At 51.3% G+C, this 8685-nt stretch carries 9 protein-coding genes; 5 read left to right on the top strand and 4 right to left on the bottom strand.

The window, feature by feature from the left end; genetic code table 11:
- A partial coding sequence (locus PPL9_RS34070; protein ID WP_244273342.1) for an NAD-dependent epimerase/dehydratase family protein occupies positions 1–722 on the bottom strand: 722 nt, incomplete at its 3' end.
- Positions 723–1289: 567 nt separating this feature from the next.
- On the opposite strand from PPL9_RS34070, the gene dctP reads away from it, so the two are divergent.
- From dctP to PPL9_RS03500, 5 genes are all read left to right on the top strand, one after another.
- On the top strand, positions 1290–2279 hold the full coding sequence (dctP, locus tag PPL9_RS03520; RefSeq protein ID WP_057461357.1) for a TRAP transporter substrate-binding protein DctP: 990 nt from the start codon (positions 1290–1292) through the stop codon (positions 2277–2279).
- 179 nt (positions 2280–2458) lie between these two features.
- The gene (locus PPL9_RS03515; RefSeq protein ID WP_057461454.1) at positions 2459–2965 is read left to right on the top strand and encodes a TRAP transporter small permease; all 507 of its coding nucleotides are present in this window, start codon (positions 2459–2461) and stop codon (positions 2963–2965) included.
- Between the two features lie 9 nt (positions 2966–2974).
- Positions 2975–4246: a TRAP transporter large permease subunit gene (locus PPL9_RS03510; RefSeq protein ID WP_057461356.1), complete on the top strand. Its 1272-nt coding sequence runs from the start codon at positions 2975–2977 to the stop codon at positions 4244–4246.
- Between the two features lie 17 nt (positions 4247–4263).
- Positions 4264–5118, top strand: coding sequence for an isocitrate lyase/PEP mutase family protein (locus PPL9_RS03505; protein ID WP_057461355.1), 855 nt, complete (start codon positions 4264–4266; stop codon positions 5116–5118).
- A 283-nt stretch (positions 5119–5401) separates the two neighbouring features.
- On the top strand, positions 5402–6109 hold the full coding sequence (locus PPL9_RS03500; protein WP_057461354.1) for a glycosyltransferase: 708 nt from the start codon (positions 5402–5404) through the stop codon (positions 6107–6109).
- Positions 6110–6221: 112 nt separating this feature from the next.
- Here PPL9_RS03500 and map read toward each other — a convergent pair whose 3' ends face one another.
- The 3 genes from map to PPL9_RS03485 all read right to left on the bottom strand — a co-directional run bounded on the left by map (position 6222) and on the right by PPL9_RS03485 (position 8559).
- The gene (gene map, locus PPL9_RS03495; protein ID WP_057461353.1) at positions 6222–7001 is read right to left on the bottom strand and encodes a type I methionyl aminopeptidase; all 780 of its coding nucleotides are present in this window, start codon (positions 6999–7001) and stop codon (positions 6222–6224) included.
- Positions 6998–7204 carry a ParD-like family protein gene (locus PPL9_RS03490; protein ID WP_057461352.1) on the bottom strand — a complete coding sequence of 69 codons (207 nt, stop codon included), beginning with the start codon at positions 7202–7204 and terminating at the stop codon, positions 6998–7000. Before PPL9_RS03490 ends, map begins: the two co-directional genes overlap by 4 nt.
- Positions 7205–7308: 104 nt before the next feature.
- Complete coding sequence (locus PPL9_RS03485) at positions 7309–8559, bottom strand: NAD(P)-binding domain-containing protein (RefSeq protein ID WP_057461351.1); 1251 nt, start codon at positions 8557–8559, stop codon at positions 7309–7311.
- Positions 8560–8685: the final 126 nt, after the last annotated feature.

Below are 8685 nucleotides of genomic sequence, written 5' to 3'. Positions count from 1 at the left end.
GTGCCGTAGTCGCCGTCATAATCAAAACGATTGATGAGCCGCTCGTCCAATGAGGTCTGCTCGGTCTGTGTGCCCCAGACGATGCCCTGATGCAGATCGGTTATTCGCAATCCATAATTCTTGGCGTAGAACTGGAAGAACAGCTGATCCTGCGACTTCGTCATGTGGTAGATGGAACCGGGGTTTGTGGGATAAAGGATCTCCTGCTCGCGCATACCTCCGTTCACATCCAGATGAACCCGCAAGTATCCCTCGGGGATTTCGCAGCCCACCGTGCTGTATCCATAAACCCCCATGGTACCGAGATGCACAAGGTGAGTATCCAGCTCCGCTTCAACAATTGCAGAGAGCACATCATTGGTCGCGTTGAGATTGTTTGAAACCGTGTAGCGCCGGTGCCAGGAAGACTTCATGGAGTACGGCGCTGCTCGTTGTTCTGCAAAGTGGATGATTGCATCCGGCTTCTCGTGCTTCAACAACTGCAACAGGCGGTCATAATCTGTGCCAAGCGTTATATTGGCAAAACGAATGGTGTTGCCCGTCAGCTCTTCCCATGTTGCCAGCCGTTCGCTGATCGGCTCAATGGGAGTGAGAGAGGAAACCTCAAGCTCAACGTCGATCTTGCGGTGAGAGAGATTATCGACAATGACGGTATCGTGGCCAAGGCTGGAGAACAACAGACTCGTGGGCCAGCCGCAAAAGCCGTCGCCGCCCAGTACCATAACTTTACCCACGAAATCGCCCTTCCCGCCGACTCACCCATGTCTGGATGAGGTAGCATCCGATTGGTACAGACTGATGACCTCGCCTTCTGCGATTGACGAAAATCCTGCATGATTAGCCCACGTTCTTTCAAGTGGTCACAATGCGCAGTCCAAACACACGCTAGATAAGCACGTGTGCGGGTTGGCTTCATCTCCCTAAAATCAAGGGCAAAGATCGCTGAATATGCAGGGAGCAACGCTGTCGTGCGAGCTGTGCCGTGCACGTCATGTTTATAACTCGGGCTCCTTTCGTTTGAATTTGCCGAAATGTTTTGCGGCAGTCGAAACGTGATTTTCAGAGAAATTGGTCAGATGTGATCCCTGTTAGAGGTCACAGGAACGTAACGGTCACTGGGAGTTCGCCGAAAGGTTTCGCAGACAAGAGACACCTTTCTTGCCAGCAGGAATTGAGAGATCCAGACAATATAATTACATTTTCTCAGCAATAACGGCCTGTACTTCCTCAAAAAACACTCTCTAATACACCACATATTTCAAGAGATTTGTTTTGGGAGAGGGACACCAATGAGAGTAAAACTAATTTCAATGCTGGGTGCAGCTGCACTATCCTTGTCATGCGCCACCGCGATGGCTGCAGATACAATTCGCGTTACTTTACAGCTACCTGAAAGCCATAGTCTTGGTCAAAACTGGAATGCCTTCAAGGAAATTATTGAAGAAAAATCGGGTGGTGAGCTGAGTCTTCAGCTGTTCCCGTCTGCGCAGCTGTTTAAGGACAAGGAGGTTCCGGAAGCGGTTGGTTCTGGAGCGATTGAAGCTGGCTCAGCGTTTCTTGGCCGCTTTGCAGGCTCCGTTCCTGCCGTTGAAATCGTCAACCTGCCGTTCTTCTTCCGTGATGAAGACCACCTGAGGGCTGCTGCTGCCAACGGCTCGCCGATGCGTGAGATTCTCGATAAAGCCGTACTGGAAGAAACCGGTGCCCGCGTTTTGTGGTGGCAGGCTTATGGTCGTAACATTTACCTCAACAACGGTGATCCGATCAGAACCCCTGAGGACATAAAGGGCGAAAAGGTTCGTACCTACGGTAAGGTTTTGGGCTGGACTGTCGAAGCTCTCGGCGGTGCACCAACTCTGATGTCCGGGTCGAAACAGTTCCTCGCCTATCAGCAAGGCGCTGTTGATGTGGGCATGACCGGCACCTCCGGCGTTACCAGTCGCAAGCTCTATGAAGTTATGGAGAACATGACACTCTCCTATGATTTCGCCATTGAGTTTGTTGCTGTGATCAACAACGAGTTCTTTGAGGGCCTTTCAGCTGAAAACCAGCAGATTATTCTGGATGCGGCAGCCACAGTTGAAAAACAGCTGCGTGATCAGGTGTATTCCGGTGAGGACGCCTTGGTTGAAAGCGTCAAGGATAAGATCAACGTGATCCGCCTCAGCGATGAAGAGCGCGCGAAGTGGGTGGAAGCAACAGCTTCTGTTCAGGACCGTTTTGTAGAAGCGGCTGGACCTGTTGGTCAACAAGCCATTGATGCTGCAAAAGGCATGTAAGGTCTGCTAGCAGGATCACCTGCTCAGATCTTCAACTTGATTTGGAAAGGGAGCCATTAGGCTCCTTTTCTGCCCATCCTGTTTTAGGATCCCCTTTATTTTGAGGGAGCCGACTGCACATAATGATCACTCAAAACAGTGCGTGTCTGCTCTCCGGAAAATCCATTTGGTGTTCAGCCGTGATTAAGCTCATCGATCATATTTCCGAATTCACCGGCAAGTTGGCTGCCTGGGTGTTTTTCGCAATTGGTTTCTTCATCTGTTACGAAGTCGTCTCTCGGTACGTCTTCAACAGCCCGACTGTGTGGGTGGATGAAGTCTCGCGTATTGGCCAGATCTGGGGAGCATATCTGGCAGGTGCTTTTGCGCTGAAGCACCGCGAGATGATCGTCATTGATGTGGCCTTCCGACGCCCTGATACGGTGCTGCGCAAGGTGGTTGAGACCTTCTCCATTCTGGTGATCCTGATCTTCTGCATAACAGCGGTCTGGTACGGTTATGGTCTCTGGCTCAAGTCCACTTTGCGCGGTCACACCACTGATACTTATCTTGCTCTGCCCAAGTGGTTCACGCATGCCTCAGTCTGGGTTGGCTTTGCTTTACTGGGCCTGCAATCCATGGCCGAGGCTGTAAAGATTTGGCGTGACGGGGTGCCTGCTGATGACACCTTGCAACATGAGATTTAGGGGCTACACATGACTGCGTTTCTCATTCTCGCAGCCCTGCTGCTGCTTCTTGTTCTCCGTGTCCCGGTCGCATTTGCGCTTGGCTCGCTAGGCGTTTTCTTGCTCTGGTACTTCCCGCTGCCACTGAATGCCGTCCCCCAGCGCCTTTATGGCTCCATGGACAGTTTTGAGCTGCTAGCCGTGCCCATGTTCCTGCTCATGTCCAACGTGTTGCTGAAAGGTGGGGTTGGCAAAGACTTGTTTGCAGCTGTGCAAAGCTGGGTCGGTCACTGGCCAGGCGGACTTGGTGTCGCAACTATTCTGTCTTGTGGCCTGTTTTCTGCCGTTTCGGGCTCTTCCGTGGCGACTGCTGCAACCATCGCGACGGTGGCGATCCCCGAGATGACCTCGCGGGGATATGAGCGCCCGTTTGTGCTGGGTATGCTGGCCGCTGGTGGAACGCTGGGTATCCTCATTCCGCCGTCTATCCCACTGATCCTTTACGGCATTGTAACCGAAAGCTCGATCCCGAAGCTGTTCCTTGCAGGTATTGGGCCCGGCCTTTTCCTAGCTAGCGTGTTCATCATCTACGGCATGCTCTACTCGCGCTTTAACAGCAATTACGAGCGCATTGAGAAAGCGAGCTGGGCAGAACGCAGACGTGCGACCTTCATGGCTCTGCCGACCGTGCTGCTGGCTGGATCCATCATCGGGTCCATCTACATGGGCATCGCCACACCTTCTGAAAGTGCTGGCATTGGCTTTGTTATGGCGCTTCTCATCACATTCGCCATGGGGCGGATGAACTGGGAGAAGATGAAGGAAGCCACCTATAAATCCATGAAGACCACCACCATGGTGTTCCTCATCATTGCGGGGGCAAAGGTCTTCTCCTACGCCATCACTCTTTATCGTTTGCCGCAGGATATCTCCACACTGCTCACCACCAACATCTCTGAGCCGGGCCTGTTTATTCTCGCCGTTGGTCTGGTGTTGCTGATCGTTGGCTTCTTTCTGGAATCCCTCAGCATGTTGCTGATCATGGTGCCAGTCCTGTTTCCTGCGCTAGTGGGAATGTCCATTGATCCGATCTGGTTTGGCATCTTTTTCGTGGTGCTCATCGAGACTGCGCTGATTACACCACCCGTGGGAATGAACCTCTTTATTATTCAAGCTGTTGGCGGGGCGAAATTGTCAGAGGTCGCCAAAGGTGCGTGGCCGTTTGCACTCATGATGCTGGCAACTGCCGCCCTGCTTTACTTTTGGCAAGGGCTTGCCCTGTATATCCCTTATAACACATAGAAGATGGGCACATAAAAATGTCAAAAGCTCAGGTGCTTAAAGATCTGTTCGAAAGCGGCAAACTGAATGTAACGCCTTGTTGCTGGGATGCCCTCTCCGCTCGCCTGATCGAGCAAGCCGGTTTCCCTCTCGCCTTCATGAGTGGGTTTGGTGTTTCCGCGGCTCGTCTCGGACAACCGGATGCGGGCCTCATCTCCTATGCAGAAATGGTTGATCAAGCTCGTAATATTGCCGGTGCGACCGACATTCCTGTGATTGGGGATGGTGATACAGGTTATGGAAACGCTCTCAACGTCAAACGCACAGTCAAGGGCTATGCCAATGCCGGTATGGCCTGTGTGATGATTGAAGATCAGTTGGCGCCCAAACGCTGCGGTCACACGAAAGGCAAACACGTGGTGGATCGTGAGGAAGCCTTCATGCGCATTCGGGCGGCTGTAGATGCGAAGAACGAAGGCGCAGAAATCCTGGTGCTTGCCCGCACAGATGCCCGCGCTGAGCATGGATTAGATGAAGCCATAGAGCGCGCCAAAACCTTCCGGGAAATCGGTGCTGACATGACCTTTGTGGAAGCGCCGCGGACCATTGAAGAAATGAAACGCTACTGTGATGAAGTTGAAGGTCCTAAAATGGCAAACATGCTGGAGGGCGGACTAACGCCGTTCCTTCAACCAGCTGAGCTTCAGGAGCTTGGTTTCGCCATCTCAACCTATCCGTTTACCGGCCTGATGGGTATGATCAAAGCGCAGCAGGAGGCCTTGGATAAGATGAAACAAGGCATCTTCCCTGACCCTGCCATGACCTTTGAAGACCTGCAAAAGGCTGTCGGTTTCGATGTTTATTATGAGGCTGAAGAGCGATACCGGCATTGAATATTTATTTGGAACGGTATGCGTCAGTGACAGCAACCTAACTTTGCAATGCACTGCGAATAATTAACTAAACTAATGAATTGAGCAAAGATGGAAATATGAGTGATTGCTTTGCAGTTATGCATGATCTTAGAATTATTAAAATATATCAATAACCTATGGAATATGACAACGCATTAAAACACAGCAAGAACTCGCGGATTTATTAGTCTGACATTTTCCATTCAAATTGCACCATCAAGTTTGTGAAATTTATTTTCTCAACAAAGTGGTGGTGCTTAAAATGACAGAGAGTGTTCGGATATTCATTGGTTATGATTCCAATGAAACGATTGCCTATCATGTGCTTGTTCAAAGCATAATCGAGAACTCATCCCTCCCACTTTCCATCACGCCCATCGCTCTGAACAATGTACGCAGTATCTTCAAGCGTGAGAAGCATCCTCTTCAATCCACCGAGTTCTCATTCAGCCGATTTCTAGCGCCGTATTTGTCCAATTATGAAGGCTGGTCGATCTTTATGGATTGCGACATGATCGTGCGAAAAGATATCGCAGAGCTCTGGAACATGCGTGATGACGACTACGCAGTGATGTGTTGCAAGCATGATTACACGCCAGTGAGTGATACGAAGTTCCTCAATAACGTCCAGTCCAAATATGAAAAGAAGAACTGGTCGAGTGTTATGATGTTCAATAATGCCAAGTGCAAAGCGCTAACGCCAGAATATGTAAACACTCGGTCAGGCCTCGAACTGCACCAGTTCAAATGGCTTGGAGATGACAAGCAGATAGGCTCTCTGCCGCTTGTCTGGAACCATCTGGTTGAAGATTATCCATACGACCCAGAGGCTGCTCTTGTTCACTACACCTATGGCGGACCTTATTTCGAAGAGTATCTGGACTGCGATTACGCCGAGGACTGGCAGCAATACAAACGCAGTACTCTTCATGCAACACAGCGAGCCAAAGCAGAGCCAGAGCTGGCATAGGCTAGCGGTTCTCTGACATTCCAAAACGTCCCCGCAGGTGAGCAATGCTTGTAGGGACGTTTCGATTTCTTTTGAGAACTGCCATAGGGGGAATGAGAGAGCCCAGCTCTTCCTACTCAGGCACCTTCTCCCCATCCCGCAGTGTCAGTACTTCAAAGCCGTCGCTTGTCACCAATACGGTGTGTTCCCATTGGGCTGAGGGTTTGCGGTCGAGGGTTTCTACGGTCCAGCCGTCTTCTTTGGTGACGGTGAGGTCGGTACCTGCATTGACCATGGGCTCGATGGTGAAGGTCATGCCCTCTTTCAGCACAACGCCAGTGCCGCGTTTGCCAAAGTGCATCACGGAAGGGCCTTCGTGCATGTCGCGGCCAATGCCGTGGCCGCAGTAATCACGCACGATTGAGTAGCCGGCCTTTTCCGCCAGTTGTTGGATGGCTGCTCCCACATCGCCCAGTTTTGCGCCGGGGCGGACTTCCTTGATGCCGGCCCACATGGCCTTGTAAGTGGTCTTGACCAGCTTTTGTGTTTTGCGGGAGGCGCCGGGCATCACAAAGGTGGTGCTGGAATCTGCGATGAAGCCATCCTTCTCCAATGTAATATCTACATTGATGATATCTGAGGCTGTCAGCTTGCGGTTTTGATCAGGTATGCCATGGCAAACAACTTCATTGATGGATGAGTTGAGCGCGAACTTATAGCCGTACTGGCCTTTGCTGGCTGGGCGGGCTTGCAGTTGGTTGACGATGTAATCTTCTACCCGGTCATTGATCTCAAGTGTAGAGACACCGGGCTTCACAATGTCTTCAAGCATTTTGAAGACTTGCGCGAGAAGTTTGCCGGACTGGCGCATCAGGGCGATTTCATCGGCGTTTTTGATGATGATCGCACTCATGTCTCGATCACCTCTGGGGGAGCGACCTTGCAAGCTTTGAGCTGTTGTTGAACCAGTTCTGTGTAGCTCAGTGTTGGGTTCAACTCTGCCAGCATACCCATTTTGATCCAGAATTCTGCTTGCGCGTTGATGGAGCGAGACATGACCGTGCTCGCTTTTCTGATTTCCTCATGCAGGTCATCAGAGATTTTTACAATGCCCATGGAAATGATCCTTTATATGATTAATATACATATCGTATACGAATCGCATAAAGGCAAGAGGTGAGTTGCAATGTGTGCAGCAGATCAGAACGGCCGTTTCTGCTCTATTCCTTCAGGTCGTAGGTGAAGGGATGAAGACGGTAGTTTTGCTGATACTGGCGTTTATGATCGTTGAGCGTGTTTAAAAAGGTCCTCCAATCCAGGTCAGGCTCTCCGGTCATGTCGCTCAGTCTGGTAAAGCTCTCGAACACGCTGTTGTGGTACTCTTCCAGATTGGCAGGGTTCTTTTGCAGGACACAGCCACCATTGGTGATTTCCCTGTTGATCTCATTGGCAGGCGGTAGATCCAATTCTCCGCTTAAGATCTTTGCGCAATAAATGCTTTGCAGATGAATGTTGGCGAAGTGGACGGTGAACCGCGGCAGACCAAGGAAAATAAGGGTCGGGTCTGGTGGGTAAAACATGTTCAGATACAGCGGTCCCATGGAGCACCCGCTCAGTTCAATGTCATCCAGAGAACCTTTCAGGAACGGGAAGTTGTAGATGTATCCCGTACACAGGATGATATCATCCACGTTGTGCAGGACTTCCCCGTTTTGCAGGTAGACTTTACGTCCTTCAATGCGCTCTGGCCGTGCATGCTGGCTGATATTGAGCCCCTCCCCGTAAAGCCCGTCGCGCACATAGCATTTGTGACCGTTTGGTGGGAACGTACCGCAGATATACACCTGCTCGGCATGTGGGCTCAGGTCCAGCGATATGTCCTCTGAGGAAACGCAGGCTCCAATCAAAACAACGCGCTTGCCTTCATAAAGGTTCGGCAGGCGGTAAGACTGCGAATGAGTGACTGGTCCTTCGAAACTATCCAGTCCTTCGATCTTGGGAATGTTGGGGTAGCTGTCCTTACCGGTTGCGACAATCACATGCGTGAAGATCTTTTCGGTGCCTTCAGTGCTCACACGCCAACCATCACCGGCCTTGGCAACATGCTTGACCGGTGTGTTGAACTCGATGAGCGGCTGGATACCTGCTTCTCTGGCGGTGGCGTCAATGTAATCCAGCACATCCACGCGGCCCGGAAACAATTGCAAGTCTTCCGGCAGCTTGTAATCGCTGATTTGCATGGCGCGTTTGGGCAGGTTGGCCCAAAGCTTGGGGTACATTGCAGAATAGACGCTTTGGCTTTGCGGATCGCGCACATCAACGGGTTCGTCTGTGAGAACCTCATAGGCCCACTGTCCACCCAGACAGTTGCGTGCTTCAAATATAGTTGGAATTATGCCGCGACGCTTGAGCTCAATCGCAGCAGTGAGCCCGGTTGGGCCAGCCCCGATAATGGCGATGTTAGGAGCCATGAAACCCTCAGCCTTATTATGGTTGCGAACACTATGGGCCTTGCGGGTTAATTGCCCGTTCGCGCGTTTGTTAGGATGCGAGATGAGTGCGTGGCCCTAAAATGCAAAAGGGAGAGCTGGTGCCCT

The organism is Pseudovibrio sp. POLY-S9 (assembly GCF_001431305.1).
GTDB lineage: Bacteria > Pseudomonadota > Alphaproteobacteria > Rhizobiales > Stappiaceae > Pseudovibrio.
This window is presented reverse-complemented; position numbering and strand designations above follow the sequence as displayed.